The following is a 21,929-nucleotide window of genomic DNA, read 5'->3' as shown; positions in this document are numbered from 1 at the left end:
ATTTGTTATACCACTTTCGCGAGGTTGGCTCTATACGCAGAAACGAAAAAGCCGCCTGCGAGTGCCTGCAGACGGCCTGATTTGCTTATGTCTTATCCACCGTCAGGCTAACTCTGCTCCGCCGGTTTATCGAACTGCGGGCCGGAATCGACGTCACTGGCTGGTTTGTTTTGCAGCACCGTCCAGATAACCAGCGCACCGAGCAGATCAAATACCGCCAGTACCGCAAACAGCGGGCTGAAGCCGATGGTGTCAGCCAGCGCGCCGACGACCAGGGCAAACAATGTGCTTGCCAGCCAGGCGGACATGCCGGTCAGACCGTTCGCCGTTGCCACCTCGTTACGACCGAAGACGTCAGAAGAGAGCGTAATCAGCGCGCCGGAGAGGGCCTGGTGAGCGAAGCCGCCTATACACAGCAGCATGATGGCGATGTACGGGCTGGTGAACAGACCGATCATCCCCGGGCCAATCATCAGCACGGCACCCAGCGTAACGACCATTTTACGGGAAACGATCAGGTTGACGCCAAACCAGCGCTGGAACAGCGGCGGCAGGTAACCGCCCACGATGCAACCCAGGTCTGCGAACAGCATCGGCATCCAGGCGAACATCGCAATTTCTTTCAGGTTAAAGCCATAAACTTTGAACATGAACAGCGGGATCCAGGCGTTGAATGTCCCCCAGGCCGGTTCTGCCAGGAAACGTGGCAGGGCGATACCCCAGAACTGGCGGTTACGCAGGATCTGCACAAGAGACATTTTCTTTTTGGTGCTGTTTTTGTGCTGCGCTTCCTGACCATTAATAATGTAGTCGCGCTCTTCGTCCGTCAGTTTTTTCTGGTCACGCGGGTGTTTATAGAAGATAAGCCAGGACATGGCCCAGATGAAGCTCAGGGCGCCAGAGATGATGAAGGCCATCTGCCAGCTGTGCATCACGATCGCCCAGACAACCAGCGGCGGGGCAATCATCGCACCAATAGAGGAACCGACGTTAAAGTAGCCGACCGCAATGGAGCGCTCTTTCGCCGGGAACCATTCGGAACTGGCTTTCAGACCCGCCGGAATCATCGCCGCTTCAGCCGCACCGACCGCACCACGCGCCAGCGCCAGACCACCCCAGCTTCCCGCCAGTGCGGTTGCGCCACAAAAAACGGCCCATAGCACGGCAAACATCGCGTAGCCGACTTTGGTTCCAAGTATGTCCAGCACGTAACCCGCAACAGGTTGCATGACAGTGTAAGCAGCAGAATAGGCTGCGATGATATAGGAGTACTGTTGGGTGGAGATGTGCAACTCTTCCATCAGAGTTGGCGCAGCTGCCGCCACAGTGTTACGCGTCAGGTAACCCAGCACAGTGCCAAGCGTCACCAGTGCAATCATGTACCAACGTAACCCTTTAATTTTACGCATGTAAAACCTCATCGTTTTGTTATTTCCGCAAGGATCGCGGTCATCTTCCTGCCCGTGGCAGAGGATGCTGTTTACGACGGGGTAACCAAAAAAAAGCCGGTACGCCCGAACGTTGCCATAAATTAAATTTGCTAATTCGGTTTCCGTACCGGTCAATCCGATGATGAATCATCGGTAACTTTGCATTCCGTCGGCTTATGTATCGCGACGGCAGAAAGATAACTTGTCATACAACTTTAAAAGGTGAGTGCCATCACAAAAGTATGAATCTTAGCGTGGTTATTATTTCGATTTGATGACGCCAGAGTTGGCGCGGCCTGCGAAGGCGTTTACCTCTTCGAGGGTACACAATTTGTCAGCATTTATTGATCTATCTCACGAAAATTTCTACAGGCTCTGGAAATTGGTGTGATAACTTTGTCAGCATCGCTACATAAGCAATCAGACGTACTCGTTGAGAGGAAGACGATAATGACCCCGTTTATGACTGAAGATTTTCTACTTGATACTGAATTTGCCCGCCGTCTGTATCATGATTATGCGAAAGACCAGCCTATCTTCGATTACCATTGCCATCTGCCGCCACAGCAAATCGCCGAAGACTACCGGTTCAAGAATCTGTATGACATCTGGCTGAAAGGCGACCATTACAAATGGCGCGCGATGCGCACTAACGGTGTCGCTGAGCGCCTGTGTACCGGCGACGCTTCCGACCGTGAGAAGTTTGACGCGTGGGCGGCTACCGTTCCGCATACGATCGGCAACCCGCTATATCACTGGACACACCTTGAATTGCGTCGTCCGTTTGGTGTGACCGGCAAGCTGCTTTCCCCGTCCACCGCCGATGAAATCTGGAACCAATGCAACGAACTGCTGGCGCAGGATAAGTTCTCCGCGCGCGGCATCATGCAGCAGATGAACGTAAAAATGGTCGGTACGACTGACGATCCGATTGATTCGCTGGAACATCACGCCGCGGTCGCAAAAGACAGCAGCTTCACCGTGAAAGTTTTGCCGAGCTGGCGTCCGGATAAAGCCTTTAATATCGAGCAGGCAACCTTTAACGATTACATGGCGAAACTGGGTGAAGTCTCAGACACTGACATCCGTCGCTTTAGCGATCTACAAAGCGCGCTGACGAAACGTCTGGATCACTTCGCGGCGCACGGCTGCAAAGTTTCCGACCACGCGCTGGATGTGGTGCTGTTTGCGGAATCAAACGAAAGCGAACTGGACCGTATTCTGGCACGTCGCCTGGCAGGCGAGACGCTCAGCGAACATGAAGTGGCGCAGTTCAAAACGGCGGTACTGGTATTCCTGGGCGCAGAATATGCGCGTCGCGGTTGGGTACAGCAGTACCACATTGGCGCTCTGCGCAATAACAATCTGCGTCAGTTCAAACTGTTAGGGCCGGATGTAGGCTTTGACTCCATCAACGACCGTCCGATGGCGGAAGAGTTATCAAAACTGCTCAGCAAGCAGAATGAAGAGAATCTGCTGCCGAAAACCATCCTTTATTGCCTGAACCCGCGCGATAACGAGGTGCTGGGCACCATGATCGGCAACTTCCAGGGGGAAGGGATGCCGGGCAAGATGCAGTTCGGTTCCGGCTGGTGGTTCAACGATCAGAAAGACGGCATGGAGCGTCAGATGACGCAACTGGCGCAACTGGGTCTGTTAAGCCGCTTTGTCGGCATGCTGACCGACAGCCGCAGCTTCCTGTCTTATACCCGTCACGAATACTTCCGCCGCATTCTCTGCCAGATGATTGGCCGCTGGGTACAGGCCGGTGAAGCGCCGGCAGATAGTCAACTGCTGGGCGAGATGGTGAAAAATATTTGCTTTAACAATGCGCGTGATTACTTCGCCATTGAACTGAACTAAGGTCCGGGGTTGATATGCAATACATCAAAATCCATGTGCAGGATAACGTTGCGGTCGCGCTGGCTGATTTGGCGCAGGGAACGGAAGTCACTGTCGACAACCACACCGTAACGCTTCGCCAGGATGTTGCTCGCGGACATAAATTCGCGCTGAGTGACATCAAGAAAGGGGCGTACGTGATGAAGTATGGCCAGCCTATCGGCCATGCCTTGACGGACATTGCGGCGGGTGAGCATATTCACGCCCACAATACGCGCACCAATCTGAGCGATTTGGATGAGTATCGCTATCAACCCGATTTTCAGGATCTACCTGCGCAACCTGCGGATCGCGACGTGCAGATTTATCGTCGCGCTAATGGGGACGTCGGGGTACGAAACGAACTCTGGATCCTGCCGACCGTTGGCTGCGTCAACGGGATTGCGCGCCAGATCCAGAACCGTTTCCTGAAAGAGACGAATGATGCGGAAGGCACCGATGGTGTCTTCCTGTTCAGCCACACCTACGGCTGTTCACAGCTTGGCGACGATCACATCAATACCCGCACTATGCTGCAAAACATGGTACATCATCCGAACGCTGGCGCTGTGCTGGTGATTGGCCTGGGGTGTGAGAACAATCAGGTCGATGCCTTCCGTGAAACGCTGGGCGACTTCGACCCTGAGCGCGTGCATTTTATGATTTGTCAGCATCAGGACGATGAAGTAGAAGCCGGGCTTGAGCATCTCCATCAGCTTTACGAGGTGATGCGTCATGACAAGCGCGAGCCCGGTAAACTGAGCGAGCTAAAGTTTGGTCTGGAGTGTGGCGGTTCTGACGGGCTTTCCGGGATCACCGCCAACCCGATGCTGGGGCGTTTCTCTGACTATATGATAGCCAACGGCGGCACCACTGTACTGACCGAAGTGCCGGAGATGTTTGGTGCGGAGCAACTGCTGATGAGTCACTGTCGCGACGAAGAGACCTTCGGCAAGCTGGTGACCATGGTGAATGACTTCAAACAGTATTTTATCGCCCACAATCAGCCGATTTACGAGAACCCTTCACCGGGTAACAAAGCCGGCGGGATCACCACGCTGGAAGATAAGTCATTGGGTTGTACGCAGAAAGCGGGTTCCAGTCAGGTGGTTGACGTGCTGCGCTACGGCGAACGTCTGAAAACCCACGGTCTGAATCTGCTGAGCGCGCCGGGAAATGATGCGGTTGCCACCAGTGCGCTGGCGGGGGCCGGTTGTCATATGGTGTTGTTCAGCACCGGTCGTGGCACGCCATACGGTGGGTTTGTGCCAACGGTAAAAATCGCCACCAACAGCGAACTGGCGGCGAAGAAAAAGCACTGGATCGACTTTGATGCGGGCCAGTTGATCCACGGTAAAGCGATGCCGCAACTGCTGAATGAGTTCATTGATACCATCGTCGATTTCGCCAACGGTAAGCAGACCTGCAACGAACGCAATGATTTCCGCGAGCTGGCTATCTTTAAAAGCGGGGTCACGTTGTAAAAAGTGCCGAATGACGGCGAAACGCCTTATCCGGCCTACGCAGCCAGGCCGGATAAGCGCAGCGCCATCAGGCATTGTTAATGGAGTTGATGTCGTTTATGACCGCGTATTGGCTGGCTCAGGGCGTTGGTGTGCTCGCGTTTTTGATTGGCATTACTACGTTTTTCAACCGCGACGAGCGTCGCTTCCGACTCCAGCTTGCCGTCTATAGCGCCACAATCGGCGTACACTTCTTTCTGATGGGGGCCTGGCCCGCCGGGATGAGCGCGGAACTCAATACCGTGCGTACCCTGGTGTCGATGCGCACCCGTAAACTGTGGGTGATGGCGCTGTTCATTATCCTCACGCTGGTACTTGGGCTGGCGAAACTCCAGCATGCGATGGAAATTCTGCCCATCATCGGCACGCTCGCCAGTACCTGGGCGCTGTTCCGCTGTAAAGGATTAACGGTGCGCTGCGTGATGTGGTGTGCGACTGCCTGTTGGGTGGTACACAACTTCTGGCTGGGATCGATCGGCGGTACGCTGATTGAAGGCAGTTTTCTGGTGATGAACGGGCTGAACATTATTCGTTTCTGGCGTATGAAACGCCGGGGAATCGATCCATTCAAAATTGAGAATGCGGTACAGAAAGAAAACCCTTCCGCCAGGTGACGGAAGGGTTTAAAGCTTAGCTACGCAGCGCGTTATTCGCCAGGCGTTCATCTTCAGCCTGACAGGCCGCCGCGGTAAACAGAACGTCAGTTGACGAGTTCAGCGCGGTTTCACAGGAATCCTGCAGCACGCCGATGATAAAGCCAACGGCAACCACCTGCATGGCGATATCGTTCGGGATACCAAACATATTACAGGCGAGCGGGATCAGCAGCAGCGAGCCACCTGCAACACCGGATGCGCCGCAGGCACACAGCGAGGCGACCACGCTCAGCAGCAGCGCTGTCGGCAGATCCACCGGAACGCCCAGCGTATGCACTGCCGCCAGCGTCAACACGGTAATGGTGATCGCCGCGCCCGCCATATTGATGGTGGCACCCAGCGGAATCGAAACGGAATAGGTATCGCGATCCAGATTCAGTTTTTCACACAGCGCCATGTTCACCGGGATATTCGCTGCAGAGCTGCGGGTGAAAAAGGCATAAACACCACTTTCACGCAGGCAGGCAAAGACCAACGGATACGGGTTGCGACGGATTTTCCAGAACACCAGCAGCGGGTTGATCACCAGCGCGACTAATGCCATACAACCGACCAGCACAACCAGCAGTTGCGCGTAACCCCACAGCGTAGAGAAGCCGGTGGTGGCGAGGGTCGACGCGACAAGACCAAAAATACCAATCGGAGCAAAGCGGATCACCAGTTTCACCATAAAGGTGACGGCATTCGACATGTCATTGACCAGGTTTTTAGTGGTGTCATTGCCGTGACGCAGGGCAAAGCCGAGACCCACCGCCCAGACCAGAATGCCGATATAGTTGGCATTCAGCAGCGCATCAATAGGATTAGAGACCATGCTCATCAGCAAACCGCGCAGCACTTCCACGATACCTGACGGCGGCACGATATCATGCGAACTGGTGGCCAGATGCAGCGTGGAAGGGAAGGCGAAGCTGAAGACTACCGCGGCGAGCGCCGCAGAAAACGTCCCCAACAGATAGAGAACCAGAATCGGGCGAATGCTGGTTTTCTGCCCGTGCTGATGGTTGGCGATCGACGCCATTACCAGCATCAGAACCAGAACGGGGGCGACGGCTTTTAACGCGCCGACGAACAGTGTGCCGAGCAAGCCAACGGCTTCAGCCGCCGGTTTGGAAATCCATGCCAGTAAAATCCCCAGTACGAGACCTACCAATATTTGTTTTACCAGGCTTCCTTGAGCCAAACGCTGCAGCAGCCCCGATGAACGTTGCGTAGTCATTTCTTGATCCTTACAGTGTGTTGTTGCTCATCCTTCGCGCGTTCTGTGGACGCCTCTTTCCGGATGTAACAAAGTGTTTGCCTGGTTGAGTATAAGGAAAGATGACGCTTCGGGAAGCGAAATATGCTGGATTTCATGCTGTGGTCATGTTTTGTAACCTAGCATTAACAATGTTGTGACATGTTCTACAAAACGCAGATGCCAAAGTATCTATTGGCCGGGGACGCGCTAGCGCCGCCCGGCACAAGAGGCGTTATGCCTGCTGTTTCTTATCGTGCTGGTGGTTAACCCAGGCGTTAATCAACAACGTGACGACCAGGATGCCAAACACCACGCCCAGCGAAATCGCAATGGGGATATGGTAGAAGTCCACGATCAGCATCTTGATGCCGATAAATACCAGGATCACCGCCAGACCGTATTTCAGCATTGAGAAGCGCTCTGCCACTCCCGATAGCAGGAAGTACATGGCACGCAGGCCCAGGATCGCGAACAGGTTCGAGGTCAGTACAATGAACGGATCGGTGGTAACAGCGAAGATGGCGGGAATACTGTCGACCGCGAAAATCACGTCGCTCAGTTCCACCAGAATCAGCACCAGCAGCAGTGGCGTGGCATACAGCAGACCCTTTTTACGCACGAAGAAGTGTTCGTTCTCAATGGTATCCGTCATGCGCAGGTGCCCGCGCAGCCAGCGCACCAGCGGCTTATCGCCAATACCGGCGTCATCTTCTTTCGCCAGCGCCATTTTTACCCCGGTAAACAGCAGGAAAGCGCCAAACACGTACAGCATCCATTCGAACTGCGTAATCAGCCAGGTACCGGCAAAAATCATTATCGTACGCAGTACAATGGCACCCAGCACGCCGTAGACCAGCACCCGGCGTTGCAGGGCAGGCGGTACGGAAAAGTAACTGAACAGCATCAGCCAGACAAAAACGTTATCAACGGCGAGGGATTTTTCGATCAGATAGCCGGTGAGGAACGCCAGCGCCTGAGGATCGGCGACGGCGCGGCCTTCGGTTTGAACCAGATACCACCAGAAGGCGGCGTTAAACAGTAATGAGAGCGTGACCCAGACCAGGGACCAGGCAGCCGCTTGCTTCATGGTCATTGTATGTACGCCACGACGCCCCTGTAAAAAGAGGTCGATAGCCAGCATAATCACCACAACGACTGCGAATCCGCCCCATAACAACGGTGTGCCGACAGTATTCATCTTCATTCCTTACACATAAAAAAACGGCCAACGTCGGAAGACGTCAGCCGCTGCTTTTTTATGCATAGACCTCGCCTTCCGGCAAGGTCTCACTTACAACAAAAAAAGAATGCGTTACCGCATTCCTTTGTCGTTGCCCGGTGACCGGATATGGTTTTTCACACATCGTAATGACGATCGACCGACAATGAAGTTACTCCCCTTTGCAGGTAACAAAATATGACAGGCCACGCATTCCGTCAATGGCCCATAACATCTGTTTTACAATGTTTTACGCAGTCGCTGCGCGGGTAACATCGTCTGCCGGAAAGACGACGCCGGTCTGGCGACGAATTTCGGTCAGCAGTTTTGCCGTAATGCGACTGTTCGACAGCCCAGGGTGATTCACTTCATTGGCGTCCACCAGCTCTGCAAACGCCTCTGCCTCATACAGCATAGTATTGATGTGCTGTGGTTGAGTAAGGTCCTGCGTTTTCCCGCCGCGCGGAACAAAGCAGACTTTCTGGCATTCGGAGATTTTTTCGATCACCAGCGATCCGGCTTCGCCCTGAATTTCACTGTCGACAACGGAATCACTCACTTTGGAATGCTGAAGGGTGACGCTGAAATCACCGTAGTTCATCACCACCACGCCGTGGGCATCGACGCCGCTTTCCAGCAGACTGGCAGAGGCCTGTACGCTGTGCGGTTCACCCCACAGCGCCACGGCAGAGGCCAGGCAGTAGAAACCGATATCCATGATCGAGCCGTTGGAGAAGGCCGGGTTAAAGGTATTTGGGTTTTCGCCATCGAGATAGCGTTGATAACGTGAAGAGTACTGGCAATAGTTGAGGAATGCTTTGCGCATTTTACCGACTTTTGGCAGCGACTGCTGTAACAGCAGGAAGTTAGGCAGACTGGCGGTTTTAAACGCTTCGTAGAGTACCACCTGGTTTTCCCGCGCACAGGCGATGGCGGCTTCGACTTCGGCCAGATTCGACGCCAGTGGCTTTTCGCAGATCACATGCTTTTTATGGCTGAGGAACAATTGTGTTTGCGGAAAATGCAGCGAGTTCGGGCTGGCAATGTACACGGCGTCAATCGCATCGCTTTGCGCCATCGCCTCAAGCGAGGTAAACAGATGCTCGACGACGTAGTCATTGGCGAAGGTTTGCGCCTGTTCGAGGCTGCGGGAATAGACTGCGGTTAACTTATATTTGCCGGTCTCATGGGCGGCATCCACAAACTGACGGGTGATCCAGTTTGTGCCAATCACTGCGAAACGTATCATAAACGCCTTCAGGCTCCATAAAGGGATTCTGACGTCAATTTAGCACGCCTTTATGACAAAGCCAGTGCGCTACTGCGCAGTTTCCTTTAACGATAATTGTGTAAGCCACAGACGTGTATCAAATTCCAGCTGGTGATAGTGCGGTTCCATGTGACAGCAAAGCTGATAAAACGCCTTGTTGTGTTCCTTTTCCTTCAGATGTGCCAGTTCGTGGACGACGATCATGCGCAAAAAGGGTTCCGGCGCGTTGCGAAACACGGTGGCGACGCGGATCTCGGCTTTCGCTTTCAGTTTACCGCCCTGTATGCGAGAGACTGCTGTATGCAGGCCAAGCGCATTCTTCAGCACGTGGATCTTATTGTCATACATCACTTTATTGATCGGCGGAGCGTTACGCAGGAACTGGCTTTTCAGATCCTGAGTGTATTGCCAGAGCGCTTTATCCGTCGCGAAATCATGGGTTCCCGGATAGCGCTTTTCCAGCACCGCGCCCAGCCGCTTCTCGGCAATCAGCGTGCGCACCTGAGAAAGCAGGTTCTCCGGGTAGCCCTGGAGGTAAGTTAATTGGCTCATCGTCACCCATGCAAATCATAAAAAGTGTATACTCACGCACCCTTTTACGGGATACGCCGAAATTTTACCATTCAGGAGGGCCGATGAGCCACACAGACAACGGTTTCCGTTCACTGACACTAAAACGTTTCCCGGAAACGGACGACGTTAACCCACTGCTGGCGTGGGAAGCAGCCGATGAATACCTGCTGCAACAGTTGGACGACACGGAGATTCGCGGCCCGGTGCTGATCCTGAATGATACCTTCGGCGCGCTGAGCTGTGCGCTGGCGGAGCAGTCGCCGTACAGCATTGGCGATTCGTATTTAAGCGAACTGGCAACGCGGGAAAACTTGCGCCATAACGACATCGCGGAGTCCAGCGTTAAATTTCTCGACAGCACGGCGGAGTATCCGCAGGCGCCCGGCGTGGTGCTGATCAAAGTGCCAAAAACACTGGCGCTGCTTGAGCAACAGCTGCGCGCGTTACGAAAAGTGGTGAACCCGCAAACCCGTATCATTGCTGGCGCGAAGGCGCGGGATATCCATAACTCCACGCTGGAGCTGTTTGAGAAAGTGCTCGGTCCAACGACCACCACGCTGGCGTGGAAAAAGGCGCGTCTCATCAACTGTACCTTCAGCGAACCCGCGCTGGCCGATGCACCGGAAACGCTGAGCTGGAAACTGGAAGGCACCGACTGGACCATTCATAACCATGCCAACGTCTTTTCCCGTACCGGGCTGGATATTGGCGCGCGCTTCTTTATGCAGCACCTGCCAGAAAACCTGGAAGGGGAGATTGTCGATCTCGGCTGTGGAAACGGGGTAATTGGTCTGACGCTGCTGGAAAAAAATCCGCTGGCGAGCGTGGTCTTTGTCGATGAATCCCCAATGGCGGTAGCTTCCAGCCGTCTGAATGTGGAAACTAACCTGCCTGAAGCTATCGATCGCTGTGAGTTTATGATTAACAACGCGCTGTCCGGAGTGGAGCCTTTTCGCTTTAACGCCGTACTGTGCAACCCGCCGTTCCATCAGAAGCATGCGCTGACGGATAATATCGCCTGGGAAATGTTCCACCACGCCCGTCGCTGCCTGAAGATCAACGGTGAGCTGTATATCGTCGCCAACCGTCACCTCGACTATTTCCACAAGCTGAAGAAGATCTTCGGCAACTGCGCCACCGTCGCCACCAACAATAAGTTTGTGGTGCTCAAAGCGGTGAAATTGGGACGCCGTCGCTAACGTTTTGCCGGATGACGGTCTGGGTGTTGGGAGGCTATTCCGTAGGCCGGATAAGGCGCAGCCGTCATCCGGCATTACTGCCTGATGGCGCTACGCTTATCAGGCCTGGATATTGGGAAGCTATCCTTTAGGCCGCGCCATCAGGCAAATTAAATGTCCAGCGCCAGACGGGTGCCCTGGGCAATGGCCCGACGAGCATCCAGCTCCATCGCCACATCACAGCCGCCGATGAAATGTACGATTTTTCCTGCTTCGCGTAACGGCTCTGCCAGTTCGCGTCGCGGTTCTTGCCCGGCGCAGATAATGACGTTATCGACATCGAGTGTTTGCGCTTCGCCGCCGATCAGCACGTGCAGACCCGCATCGTCGATCTTCTGATAGCTCACCGCCGGGATCATTTTCACACCGCGGGAAAGCAGCGTGGCGCGGTGGATCCAACCGGTAGTTTTTCCCAGTCCCTCGCCGGGTTTGCTGGCCTTACGCTGGAGCATCACAATCTGACGCGGACTGCGTGCCAGATGCGACCCTTCCGGACGTAATCCGCCGGCCTGTTGCAGGCTGGTGTCGATACCCCATTCCACACAGAAATCGGCAATGTTCTGGCTGGTGGGTTCTCCGGGTTGGCTCAGGTACATTGCGGTATCAAAGCCGATACCGCCACAACCGACAATCGCCACCCGATTCCCTACCGGGGCTTTGTCGCGCAGGACATCGAGATAGGTTAATACTTTCGCATGATCGGTGCCCTCGATCGGCGGTCTGCGCGGTTCGATCCCGCTGGCGAGGATCACCTCGTCGAATGCCAACAGATCCTCTGCCACCACATAATGATTGAGTTTCAGCGTCACGCCGGTGACGTCGAGCATCCGACGGTAATAGCGGAGCGTTTCATAGAACTCCTCTTTACCGGGGATCTGTTTGGCGATATTGAACTGCCCGCCGATCTCGCCTAACGCATCAAAGAGGGTGACGTGATGTCCCCGCGCAGCAGCATTGATGGCAAAGGCAAGGCCCGCCGGACCCGCGCCGATGACGGCCAGATTTTTCAGCGCAGTAGCGGGAACGATGGGCATTTTGGTTTCATGACAGGCGCGGGGATTGACCAGGCACGAGGTGACTTTGCCCGCGAAGATCTGATCCAGACACGCCTGATTGCAGCCTATACAGGTGTTAATTTCATCGGCACGCCCTGATTGCGCTTTCGATAACAGTTCAGCATCGGCGAGGAATGGCCGCGCCATCGACACCATATCAGCGTCACCGCGAGTCAGAATCTCATCGGCAACCTGCGGATCGTTAATACGGTTAGTGGTGATCAGCGGCAGCGAAACGTGACCTTTCAGTTTACGCGTCACCCAACTGAAGGCGCCGCGAGGCACCGGCGTGGCGATAGTGGGAATGCGCGCCTCGTGCCAGCCGATACCCGTGTTGATAAGGGTGGCACCTGCGGCTTCGATGGCCTGCGCTAACTGGACGGTTTCGCTAAAGGTGCCGCCATTCTCCACCAGATCGAGCATCGACAGGCGATAGATAATAATAAAGTCGTTACCGACCCGCTGACGTACCGCACGTACGACTTCAACCGCAAAACGCATACGCCTGGCATAGTCGCCCCCCCACTCATCGTCGCGCTGATTGGTGCGCAGGGTGAGAAATTCATTAATCAGATAACCTTCCGACCCCATGACTTCAACGCCGTCATAGCCCGCTTCGCGTGCCAGTTGGGCACAGTGTGCGAAGTCTTCTATCAGTTGCAGAATTTCTTCGTGGCTGAGCGCATGCGGGGTAAAACGGTTTATCGGAGCCTGAATCGCGGAAGGCGCCACCAGTTGTGGCTGATAGCTGTAGCGCCCGGTATGCAGGATCTGTAGCGCTATTTTTCCGCCTTCACGATGAACCGCATCGGTGATGATGCGGTGATGTGGCACCTGATGGGCGTCATTGAGCGTCGCACCGCCTTCCATCGTGACGCCAGACGGTGTCGGGGCAATGCCCCCCGTGACAATCAGTGCGACACCGTGCCGGGCACGCTCGGCATAGAAAGCGGCCAGGCGTTCAGTCCCGTCAGGACGCTCTTCCAGCCCGGTGTGCATTGAACCCATCAGCACGCGGTTTTTAAGCTGAGTAAAACCAAGATCAAGCGGGGCGAACAACGACGGATAGCGCATAAGAGTGTCCAGTATGTAAAATTATTGTTATGTGGTCGGATGAGTGTCTAATTTAGCCGTCGGCAGGGAAAAGGGAAAAGGGGAGTGCGATGATTGTGATGGGATTCAAAAAACGTCGCCGGACAGTTGTGCTCGGCCGGGTAAGGCGAAGCCATTACCCGGCACTGTTCACCTCATTACGGTTTCTTAAAAAAGCCGTTGTACAACATGTACAGATGCGCCGCGCTCCAGGAGAAATTCGGTGCTCCCTGTTGCGCGCCAGTCAGCGGGTTATAGTTCTCCTGAATCGGGCCGTCGGCGGTTAACCCTTTCGCGTGTTTAAAGAACGTGTCTGCCAGCGTCAGCGCTTCGTCACGGTAACCGTAGCGCTCCATACCTTTTAAACCGAACCAGAATTGATCCACCCAGACGCGACCGCGCCAGTAGATATCCGCGCCAAACGCCGGGTTGGTCAGAGCCGCCGTGCCCAGCGGGACAAAAGTATTGAACTCTTTCGGGTCCAGCATTACCTTCACGACGTCATCAGCATGGGACTGCGTCGCCGCCCCGTTAAACAGCGGCGACCAGCCTTCCGGTCCCTTTCCTCGCTCAACGATAGGTTTCCCGGCACAGCCGTTGGGCAAGGGGGTGTCCTCAATACGCACGTCATAGAAGTAGCCGCTGGTGGAGTCAAACATGCAGGTGTTGATGTAATCCGCCAGCTTTTGCGCTAACTCACGGTAACGTTGCGCCTCTTCTTCTTTTCCGAGGATCGAGGCCATTTCCGCCAGGTAGTGGTTGTCGCTATACATATAGCTGGCCTGATCGACCGATTCCTGTAACAGGGAATAGCCGAGCAGTGTGCCGTCCTGACTGCGGTTTTCCGCGAACTTCACTACCCAGTCGCTACGCTTCCCGCCGTTGGCGACGTATTTATCCAGTTGAGCGTTGTCGATAAAGCCGAACACCGCCGCGTCGTCACGACCAGATTCCCACGATGCGGCGACCTGCGCCGGGATCTCCATGCTGTCGTACTCACCTTTCTCAACCAGTTGCGTATAGTTTTTCAGGCCGGAGAGCGTCTCTTCTTTGTCACCGTGCTTAACGGTAAACAGCATTTCGCCGCTGTCGGTGTTATGAGCTTTATCGCGGGTTGCGCCATACTCCGGCACGCCGTTGCCGTTATGATCGCGGTTGCGTAGCCACCAGTTATGGTAAGCCACCAGCTTCGGATACATCTCTTCAAGCCAGGCCTTATCTTTGGTGACATTGTAGACTTCCATCACCGACCACGCCGCCAGGCTCGGCTTGGTGTTACGTTCGTTCCAGTTGCCGCCATCGCCGCCACGTTCAGGGCTGAGGTTCCAGGCGATCAGATCGGGAACAAAACCCGCGTCCTGCGGCCTCACCTTATCGCTGGGTTGGATCTGCCAGGAAAAGACGGCGCGGATATTCTCTTTGGCGATTTCCGGGTTGAAGTGCGCCATGGCGAAGGCCTGTTTCCAGGTATCCCACGGCCAGGTCTGATTCCCGGAGAACCAGCGACCGGTCACTGACGGCGTGACGGTATTGAATTTCACTGCGCCGCCTGGCGAGCGCCAGTTGCCATTCAGGGTCTCTATCGCTTTCACTGCGACCCGCGTCTGTTCCGGGGTAGCATGTGGATTAGTTAACCCTTTTTGCAGATAGCCCTCCCAGCGCTTTTGTGACGCGGTAAGGAAATGCGCCGGGCGCGCCAGAATATCGCGGATCTGCATCTGCTCTTTCGTCACTTCCCCGGCGGTCAGCAGATGAGAATAGGTGGTGTAAATCGTGGTGGAACCGGTAATGTGCGCCTTACTGATAAAGCGGTATCCGTCGATTTTCGTCTGAACGGGCAGAGATTTGTGCACCTGATATTCCGACTCGCCGCTGGTTAACAGATCCCACGTTGAGCGCACTTTGCCGAAGGTCATCTTCAGACCGTCGCGGGTGGCGATCATCTTGCGTTGATAATCGGGAAAGGCTGCATCAATCGTTTTATCAGAAGTAGGCTTACCCTCTTTGGCTTCCAGTTTCTCCAGCAGTTCACCGTCCCACACCAGATCCAGCGGCTGGCTGCTGGTGATTTTCGTCTCCAGCAGAGAGGTGCGCGGTGTGGCGAAGCGTAACGTCATCTCCACCTGTACTTCTTTGGACGACAGTTTCTGCACCAGTGCGCCGGGAATGCTGTACGCTTCAAGGGTGAAATCGACTTTCTTGCCATGCTGCCAGACCGTCAGGCGGTCGAAGTTGGCCGCCATAAAGTTGATGTACTCTTCCGTTAGCAACGCGACGCCTGGAAAGCCGCCCATAGAAGCAGGACCGTCCGGGAGTAAATGGCCGTGCCAGGCGCCGAGATCAAAAAACGGATTAAAGCGTTGATGGTCGTCGTAATCGTAATCGTGCATATAGCCAGGCGTACCGCTGCGGTTAATGACGTTTTTAAAATCATTAGCGGTAGTGGCATGGGCGGAAACACTCAGCAGCAGCGTACAGGCCAGCGGCGTGAGTAACGTGTGGATTTTCATGGTATCGCTGTCCTTCTTACCAATAGAAATATTGCATCAGGAAGATCTGATCGCTGGGATCGCCAGAAGCGTTCTGCATATAGAAGCGGCTGTCGAACGCCGTGGCAAAACGCCCCTTGCCGTACTCGTACCAGATGCCGAACTGCATGAAGGAGGTGGTCTCTTCGTCGGCATGATCCGGGCGATGTTTAGCCCATGTGTATGCGGTGGAGAGATAAACGCCTTTAAGCGCTTCATACATGGCGCTTACCATCGTGCCTGTTTCGCTCCCCGGATCATCCAGACCATTCGCGCGTCCGGTGTGGTGCCAGGCGCGAGCGGCAAAGTGAGGTGAGAGGAGACCGGTTAAAAAGAGCTGCCCGGTGCCATCGGTAACCTCCAGCCCGTTCATCCAGGTGACGCCTTCAGCCAGGTCATACTGCACGTAGCCGTTCATCATCGCCGGATAGGTGTATTTATCGTCATAGCGATCGTACTTGCCGAAGTGCAGCCAGGCTTTGCTTTCATTGTGATGCCCGGCGGGCGTTGCAGTTACGCTATAGCGCAGCGGGCCGGTCAGATTTTGCACCTTTAGCGCGGTCATAATGTCGCGGGTGTTGGGAATGACGTAACCGAGGTCCGGCGTGAAATCCCCCCACCATTGCAGGTCATCCAGCGAGGAGTCCTGACGCAGGCTCAGCATGATCTCCGTGTCATTGTCAGTGCGATAGCCGCCGTAAAAGCGATTGATGCCGCCTTCAAAGCCTCCCCAACTGTGATCGGGCACCCAGGCGTTACCGTCGTGATCGGCTTGTACCGTCCAGCCTTCGCCATAAACCAGGCCGAACCAGGAGCCGTACTTCATCTCCAGACCGCCCTCAATATAGGTGCCGTCGCTGTATTTATGTTTATTCTCGCCTTCTAAATCCATGTAGCCGCCGACGCCCATTTCGCCATAAAAACGAAAAGCGGGTGTAGTCATAGCGGGTGTCCGGGTGTCATCGTGTTCCGCCGGACGAGTCTCCTCGGCTGCGAGTGAAAAAGCGCAGCAAAAGGACAGGGCAACGAATGCCCTGCAATACGGGATAGACAATTCCATTTTTTATTCCATGCCTTAAAAATTGATAGCCTGTTTATTTTTATCGTTACTGGATAGTGGTCGCCGGAGCGGCTTCAATATCTTTTTCTTGTTGGGTTAATCCCTTTATATATTTGCTGTATTTCCACCATGCGAAGCCGAGGAAAATAACAATGCCGCCGACGTTATAAAAAATAATCGTCAAGATATTGCCGCCAGTCGGAAATGTGGAGGCAATGAAACCCACGGTAAAAATGACAATGAGCATTGAGACGACAATAATGCCGGTGCGCTGAGAACCCATACGGAAGTCACGAGGTAAATGGTCCAGTCTGGCGCGCAGGTTGAGATAAGCCAGCATGATGAATAATGGCGGCAGCATCGATGCCGCAGCGGTCATGTTGATGATGGTATTCATCAAATCCTGTACCGTATTGGATCCCAACATCGGGATAATCATCAGCGGAATGACAATAAAAAACTGGATCCACGCCGCGCGAGCGGGGACGCCGTTCTCGTTCAACGCCACGGTTTTTTTGCCAAAAATACCCTCAGGAATTTCGGAGAAAAAGATTTTAACCGGGGTTGCCGTCCACATCAGCAGGGAGCCGAACATCGCGGTAAAGGAGACCAGACCAACAAAGCGGTTCATTAGCACTTCCGGCAGGCCAAAGTATGCCGCCAGACCGTGGAAGACCTGCACGGAACCCCCGGTAAATTTCAGCTCTTTACTGCTGACAAAGACGTTAATCAGCACTGAGGAAATCGAATACAGAACGCCGATAAATAGGCCGGCAAGAATGATCACCTTCACAAACGATTTCGAGCCGCCTTTCACGTCGTTAACGTAGACAGCGACGGATTCGGCGCCACCTGCTGCCATAAAAATCCAGGTCGTGATGCCAAGGAATGCCCAGCTAAAGTTGGGGATCATCGCCTCAACGGAAATCGGATCGGCAGGCTGTACACCGCCAAGCAGCGCGGCACCGGCTAACAGAATGTAAGAGAGGGTCAGTAATAACATCAACGTTGAGGTGACTGACGTAATCGGCCCCAGCATTTTTGCCCCGTTGGTGGATACCCAGGTTGAGAAGGCGAAAAGAACCATGCTTAATACCGTTGTCGCGATCGGCGTCAGCATATATTCATAGCCGAGGAACGCATAGGAAGCATAGGCGATCACGCGGGGTAACAGCGAGGTAAAGAAGAACAAATTCACAAACCAGTAGGTATAGGCGGTAATAAACGCCCAGCGGCCGCCCAGCGAACTTTTTACCCACGCGTAAACGCCAGCTTCTGAGTTTTTGTTCAGTGAAACAAATTCCGCAATAATTAAGCAGAAAGGAATAAAGTAAAATATCGTGGCGAGGAAAAACATCGGCGCAGAGGCCAGCCCAAGCTCGATATTATTATTGATAACGTTGTTAAAACTGTATACGGCGGCAAAGGTCAGCGAAAGTAGTCCGAATTTGCCGATGGTGTTGCGCTTTATATTCGACATAACACACTTCCTATAGGGACAGGGTAGTAGGCGGCGCGACATTAATCGCGCCTGAGTTTTTATTTGTTATGAAAATAACCATCTTCGATGGTGACTTTGAGTACGACTTTTTTTACGGCATCCTGGCAAATAAAACGATACGCTTCACGGTTATCGCAAATGACCATTTGTCCTTCATGAATGTCGACGGTTTCACCGCAGCCTTTCAGGTATTCGCGATCGGTTTCGTCGCGGTAATATTCGACGACCTGCAACTGATCCTTAGCGGCGAACTCAATTTTCTGCTGCCCTTGCAGGTAATAATGAATTTCAAAATAGCGGCGATGTCCGGTAAACAGGGCATCCGTCGCCGAGTCGATTTGCACACGGTAGGTTAACGAATCGCCGATCGAGTGTGCGACGCCGGGCCGGATATTGTCGATGTTTTCAATGGCTTCAACGCAGCGCTGCCATTTCCGCCCGGAGGAATAGAGTTGGCGAAACTGCGCCAGATTATCGAGGATTCTCATAGTTGATTCTCGCTGTGCAAATTCGTGGAAAAGAAATCCCCGCCAAAGGTGTGACGAGCGATAGTTTGCGCGGTGGTGAAACCACCGGAAACCGGCAGCAGCGTGAAGCCGTAGCGAAAGTCGTTGAACCAGACGCGCCAGCTATCAAGCACTTCACTTCCCCAGGAGTTAGATCCCAGCCCAAGAAGTTGATGGTCCAGATTCAGCGTGATGTCATCGCTACGTGTAAGCTCATTACAGTGCTGCGCGGCAAACAGGTTTTCTGGGGTATAGCGCCAGGCGCTGAAGTTAATTGGCTGCTGCGGCACCACCAACAAGCCGTTACCCTGACGGTTGGTTAATGCCGCCCAGCGCACGTGCTGGCGGTTGCCGTTGTTTTGCGGGAAGGGATAGTTTTCAAACATCGCATCCACGCTGCTTTGCCAGATATCAATGATGTTGGCTTGCTGGCTGTCGGGATAGTTTTCACCAGGACCGCGCCCGTAATAAGCGACTTCGCTGAAATCTCCGTTAATACCCATCGTGAAACCTATGCATGGAATCACATGCGGATAGTCGCCGTAGTGTTCGCCGGAAAGCGTTACGTTAACCTGGCCATCTGGCGCAATGCGCCAGCGGTAGGTGCAGCGCATACCGAAATCAAATACCGGCGGGGCAATAATCGTACGGCTGGTAATCAGTACGGCATCCTCTGTCTGCTCAACGCTAAATTCGCGCAAATGCTCCTGCATAATGTGCAGATGGTTCGGCTGCCAGAGACCTTCAAATTCCTGCTTGTGGTTATCTATTGTCGGTTTGAAGAAGTTGATCTGCGGGGGACGCGTTATCAGCGCTTCGCCATTGACACTCCACGCTGTGGGTTTGCCGCTCAGTCTGGAGAAAGTCAGTTGGAAGCTGTCCCCACGAACGGTACAGCTCAGGCGATCGCTTTCCAGCACCAGCGGACAGGCCTGTGGTTGGTTGAATGGCGTAAGCGTCGCGGTGCAGGCCTTGAGCGGGAATTGATAGCAGGCAACAAGATGCCCCGCCTCGCTATAACGCGTGCGTGAGTCTTTCGTAACGGTGACGTTGAGGAACGTTTCCCGCGTATCCAGTTCCGGCAGCGTGCAACACAGTACGATTTCACTGTTGGGTGCAACATTGCGTGGTTTGATGTGTTGTGTGGAGAGCGTTTCGCCTTCGGCACGAACTTCCAGATTCAGGGTGTAGTCATCCAGCGAGGTAAACCACAGCTTATTTTCGATCCGCAATTCACCGCGTGACAGGTCTTGTGCAAATACTTTCACCGGGGCAATGACCTGTTTGTATTCTTTTAATCCCGGCCCCGGTGTCTGGTCTGAGTAAATCAGACCGTCAAGGCAGAAGTTATAGTTGTTCGGATAGTCGCCGTAATCCCCGCCGTAGTTGTACCAGACGTTACCGTTGTCATCCTTCGCCTGAATACCATGATCGCACCACTCCCAGACATAATGTCCCTGAATACAATCGTGCTGATAAAAGACGTTCTGATATTCCGTCAGGCCACCGGGGCCGTTACCCATCGCATGGGCGTATTCGCAGATAATGCGCGGCTTCGGATGTGGATATTCGCCAAACTCATTCATCAGCGGGACGCGTGTGTACATCGTGGAGATGATGTCAACGACTTCAGCGTCGCGGTCTTCCTCATAGTGAACCAGGCGACTCGGGTCCAGCGTTTTCGCGGCATGGCACATCGCGCGGATATTACAGCCGTAGCCGGACTCATTACCGAGTGACCAGATAATGATGGAGGGGTGGTTTTTCTGCGCATGGATATGGCGCACGATGCGTTCTACATACACCGGTTCCCAGTGCGGGTCGTCAGTGATCCTGCTGATATCGCCAACGTTGGCGAAACCGTGTGATTCGACATCCGTCTCAGCCATGACAAACAGACCGTAGATGTCGCACAGTTCGTAAAAACGTGGATCGTTTGGGTAGTGCGCGGTACGGACTGAATTGATGTTGTGTAATTTCATCAATTGCAGATCTTTTTCCACGCGATCCATGCCAACCGCCCGACCTTTTAAATGATCATTGTCGTGACGGTTCACGCCGTGCAGCATCACGTAACGGTTATTGATGTAAAACAGACCGTCGCGCACTTTAATATCGCGAAAGCCTACACGCTGCGGAACCACTTCCAGTATCTTTCCGGCGGCGTCTTTAAGGGTCAGAACCAGGTGATAAAGATAGGGGGTTTCAGCGGACCACTGCTGCGGATTTTTCACCGTAAATGCAAAGTGCGTAGCGGCGTGTTGATGGATGATCAGATTATCAATGGTGCCCGTATGGACCACCGATTCGCCATCAAACAGCACATAATCCAGCGTCGTGACTGCCGGGGTTGCCTTCAGGTTTTCCAGTTCAACGTCACAGGAGAGCGTCGCGTCGCGATAGTCGCAATCGAAATCGGTCTGTACGGTGAAATCCTGAATATGTGTCTTATCTCGACCGATAAGATAGACATCGCGAAAGATCCCCGCCGACCACCACATATCCTGATCTTCAACATATGTGGAATCAGCCCATTGCATCACACGTACGCAAAGAAGATTGTCGCCGGTTTTGACAACCGCGCTGATATCAAACTCTGCGGTCAGGCGACTGCCTTTACTGAAACCAACATAGTGGCCGTTTACATACACTTCAAAATAGGTTTCGACGCCGTCGAATTTGATGATGGTCTGTTTATCTTGCCACCCTTCGCTCAGGGTGAAGATACGCTGGTAGGCTCCGGTCGGGTTATCGCTTGGGACATACGGCACGTCGATGGGGAACGGGAAGCCTTCATCGGTGTATTGCAGTTTGCCATAACCTTCCATCTGCCACATGGAGGGCACCGTGATCGTATCCCAGCCCGCGATATATTCAGAGGTAAAGGTTTCGGGTACGTACAAAGGGTGCTCAAAGAAACGGAAGTTCCATTGACCGCTCAGTAGCAAAAACGCGCTGCTGGTTTCGCGGACAAAAGAGCGGGCTTTGGCAACGGAGTCATAAGGAAAAAAATAGGCGCGTGGCGGTAGTCTATTTTCATGAGTAAGCTGAATGTTTTCCCAGCGATTCATAGGGCCTCCCGGTGGAGAGAAATCGGAACCATGCAAGATAATGGTGATTAAGTGAATTACGGTGATTTTAGTAAAAATTTTACTAA

General features: G+C 53.8%; 15 protein-coding genes. 4 read left to right on the top strand and 11 right to left on the bottom strand.

From position 1 onward, the window contains the following. Positions 1-107: 107 nt before the first annotated feature. On the bottom strand, positions 108-1,409 hold the full coding sequence (exuT, locus tag QNN88_RS14820) for a hexuronate transporter ExuT (RefSeq protein ID WP_414240897.1): 1,302 nt from the start codon (positions 1,407-1,409) through the stop codon (positions 108-110). Positions 1,410-1,880: 471 nt separating this feature from the next. On the opposite strand from exuT, the gene uxaC reads away from it, so the two are divergent. The 3 genes from uxaC (at position 1,881) to QNN88_RS14805 (ending at position 5,448) form a co-directional block, all read left to right on the top strand. Further along, on the top strand, positions 1,881-3,293 hold the full coding sequence (gene uxaC / locus QNN88_RS14815) for a glucuronate isomerase (RefSeq protein WP_414240896.1): 1,413 nt from the start codon (positions 1,881-1,883) through the stop codon (positions 3,291-3,293). A gap of 14 nt (positions 3,294-3,307) precedes the next feature. Further along, entirely contained in the window at positions 3,308-4,795 is a 1,488-nt protein-coding gene (locus QNN88_RS14810; RefSeq protein ID WP_414240895.1) for a UxaA family hydrolase, read from the top strand. A 98-nt stretch (positions 4,796-4,893) separates the two neighbouring features. Beyond that, positions 4,894-5,448, top strand: a complete 555-nt coding sequence (locus QNN88_RS14805) for a YgjV family protein (RefSeq protein WP_414241027.1) — start codon at positions 4,894-4,896, stop codon at positions 5,446-5,448. Positions 5,449-5,464: 16 nt separating this feature from the next. On the opposite strand, the gene sstT is transcribed toward QNN88_RS14805, so the two are convergent. The 4 genes from sstT to QNN88_RS14785 form a co-directional block, all read right to left on the bottom strand. After that, positions 5,465-6,709 (bottom strand): serine/threonine transporter SstT, encoded by a 1,245-nt coding sequence (sstT, locus tag QNN88_RS14800; protein ID WP_414240894.1) that lies wholly within the window; start codon positions 6,707-6,709, stop codon positions 5,465-5,467. A 253-nt stretch (positions 6,710-6,962) separates the two neighbouring features. After that, entirely contained in the window at positions 6,963-7,928 is a 966-nt protein-coding gene (locus QNN88_RS14795; protein ID WP_414240893.1) for a TerC family protein, read from the bottom strand. A gap of 271 nt (positions 7,929-8,199) precedes the next feature. Further along, positions 8,200-9,198, bottom strand: a complete 999-nt coding sequence (locus QNN88_RS14790; RefSeq protein ID WP_414240892.1) for a Gfo/Idh/MocA family protein — start codon at positions 9,196-9,198, stop codon at positions 8,200-8,202. A gap of 69 nt (positions 9,199-9,267) precedes the next feature. Further along, a complete protein-coding gene (locus QNN88_RS14785; protein ID WP_414240891.1) occupies positions 9,268-9,771 on the bottom strand; it encodes a M48 family metallopeptidase in 504 nt (167 codons plus the stop codon). Positions 9,772-9,854: 83 nt separating this feature from the next. Between QNN88_RS14785 and rlmG the strand changes: the two genes are divergently transcribed. Beyond that, positions 9,855-10,991, top strand: coding sequence for a 23S rRNA (guanine(1835)-N(2))-methyltransferase RlmG (gene rlmG, locus QNN88_RS14780; RefSeq protein WP_414240890.1), 1,137 nt, complete (start codon positions 9,855-9,857; stop codon positions 10,989-10,991). A gap of 149 nt (positions 10,992-11,140) precedes the next feature. Here the strand turns inward: rlmG and QNN88_RS14775 are convergent, their stop codons facing one another. The 6 genes from QNN88_RS14775 to ebgA all read right to left on the bottom strand — a co-directional run bounded on the left by QNN88_RS14775 (position 11,141) and on the right by ebgA (position 21,843). After that, a complete protein-coding gene (locus QNN88_RS14775) occupies positions 11,141-13,159 on the bottom strand; it encodes an FAD-dependent oxidoreductase (RefSeq protein WP_414240889.1) in 2,019 nt (672 codons plus the stop codon). A 176-nt stretch (positions 13,160-13,335) separates the two neighbouring features. Then, on the bottom strand, positions 13,336-15,687 hold the full coding sequence (gene ygjK / locus QNN88_RS14770) for an alpha-glucosidase (RefSeq protein ID WP_414240888.1): 2,352 nt from the start codon (positions 15,685-15,687) through the stop codon (positions 13,336-13,338). A gap of 16 nt (positions 15,688-15,703) precedes the next feature. Beyond that, a complete protein-coding gene (gene ygjJ / locus QNN88_RS14765; protein ID WP_414240887.1) occupies positions 15,704-16,765 on the bottom strand; it encodes a protein YgjJ in 1,062 nt (353 codons plus the stop codon). Positions 16,766-16,811: 46 nt separating this feature from the next. Beyond that, positions 16,812-18,245: an amino acid permease gene (locus QNN88_RS14760; protein WP_414240886.1), complete on the bottom strand. Its 1,434-nt coding sequence runs from the start codon at positions 18,243-18,245 to the stop codon at positions 16,812-16,814. 59 nt (positions 18,246-18,304) lie between these two features. Beyond that, on the bottom strand, positions 18,305-18,754 hold the full coding sequence (locus tag QNN88_RS14755) for a beta-galactosidase subunit beta (protein ID WP_414240885.1): 450 nt from the start codon (positions 18,752-18,754) through the stop codon (positions 18,305-18,307). Then, positions 18,751-21,843 carry a beta-galactosidase subunit alpha gene (gene ebgA / locus QNN88_RS14750; RefSeq protein WP_414240884.1) on the bottom strand — a complete coding sequence of 1,031 codons (3,093 nt, stop codon included), beginning with the start codon at positions 21,841-21,843 and terminating at the stop codon, positions 18,751-18,753. Before ebgA ends, QNN88_RS14755 begins: the two co-directional genes overlap by 4 nt. Positions 21,844-21,929: the final 86 nt, after the last annotated feature.

It is taken from the genome of Citrobacter sp. ANG330 (genome assembly GCF_047467925.1).
Lineage (GTDB): Bacteria > Pseudomonadota > Gammaproteobacteria > Enterobacterales > Enterobacteriaceae > Citrobacter_A > Citrobacter_A amalonaticus_G.
The sequence above is the reverse complement of the archived record's forward strand: the minus strand, read 5'-3'. Positions and strand labels throughout refer to the sequence as shown.